Consider the following 1,340-nt stretch of genomic DNA (forward strand, 5'->3'; position numbering starts at 1 on the left):
GACTTCCGCGATCGTCTCGCTGAAGACGACCGTGCCGACCGTCTCCTCGACCTTGCACTGGCCCGCCTCAAGGAGGCCGGACTCGTGCGCGAGCGCACCACGCAGCGCACCGATTCCACCCACGTCCTGGCCGCGGTACGTGACCTGACCCGCCTGGAGCTGATCACCGAGGCCGTCCGCGCCGCACTCGAAGAAGTCGCAGGCATCTCCCCTCACCTGCTCGACGAGCTGGTCGACGATGCCTGGGGGCTCCGCTACGGCCTGACCAGTCCGCCTGGGGAAGAACCCCACCAAGCCCATGACCAGGATCCTTGCCACCGGAAACGACGCCGTCCGGCTTCTTGAACACCTCTACCGGTACGGAGCGGACCGCACGTCCGGTCCTCGCCTCCAGGCTCTGCGGCAGATCATGATGCAGAACTACCACCGTGATGCCGCAGGGCACCTTCGCTGGCGCACCGCCGAGAAGGAAGGCGGGGCGGGTCTGCCGCCGTCGTCGAGGGCGATCGTCTCGCCCTACGACACCTCGGCCCGCTATGCACGGCACGGGCACATCATCAGCTGGAAGGGGTTCGCCACTCATCTGACCGAGACCTGTGCTCCCGACGGCCCCAACGTGATCACGGATGTCGCCACCACCGCGGCCACCACCCACGACAGCCACGTCCTGCCCGGCATCCACACCCGTCTGGCTCGTCGCGGGCTGCTGCCCGCCGAGCACCTGGTCGACGCCGGCTACACCTCCCTGCCCCACCTGGAACAAGCCGCCCGTGAACACCAGGTCACCGTCTCCGGACCGCTGAAGAGCAACCCCACGCACCAGCATCGCCGCAACGAGGGCTTCGCCCGGGACGACTTCCACATCGACTACGACCGTCAGCAGGTCACCTGTCCCCAGGGGCAGGTCAGCGCGGGCTGGCACGGCCCCTACCCGACCTCCTCGCCCACCGCGGCCCCGCTGATCGTGGCACGGTTCACCAAGAGCCAGTGCCGCCCCTGCCCGGCACGCACGCAGTGCACCAGCACCGCCGACAGCGCCCGCACCGTGGGCTTTCCCCCGCGCGAGCTCCGTGACCTCCAACTCCGCGTCCGCGCCGAACAACAGACACCCGAGTGGAAGGCCCGATACGCGGTCCGTTCCGGAGTGGAGGGCACGGTCAACGAGTTCGCCCACGGACACGGCATGCGGCGCTGCCGCTACCGAGGACAGGGTAAGGCACACGTCCAGCACGTTCTGACGGCCATCGCCGTCAACATCGAGCGCCTCAGCGGACTGTCACCGGCCGAGGAAGCCCCCACACCCCGCCGACCGACTGCCTTCCAGAACTACCTCGACCAGC

2 protein-coding genes are annotated in these 1,340 nt (G+C 68.8%); one reads left to right on the forward strand and one right to left on the reverse strand.

Translation table 11 applies throughout. The annotated features are described in order from the left end of the window. Nucleotides 1-300, reverse strand: a 300-nt coding sequence (locus R2S09_RS40080) for a hypothetical protein (protein WP_316746212.1), incomplete at its 3' end; no start/stop codon positions are given. On the opposite strand from R2S09_RS40080, the gene R2S09_RS40085 reads away from it, so the two are divergent. After that, nucleotides 299-1,340, forward strand: a 1,042-nt coding sequence (locus tag R2S09_RS40085; RefSeq protein ID WP_316746214.1) for a transposase, incomplete at its 3' end; no start/stop codon positions are given. The genes R2S09_RS40080 and R2S09_RS40085 overlap by 2 nt on opposite strands.

Origin of the sequence: Streptomyces sp. MK7 (assembly GCF_032658145.1) — a bacterium.
In the GTDB taxonomy this organism is placed as follows: Bacteria; Actinomycetota; Actinomycetes; order Streptomycetales; family Streptomycetaceae; genus Streptomyces; species Streptomyces spiralis.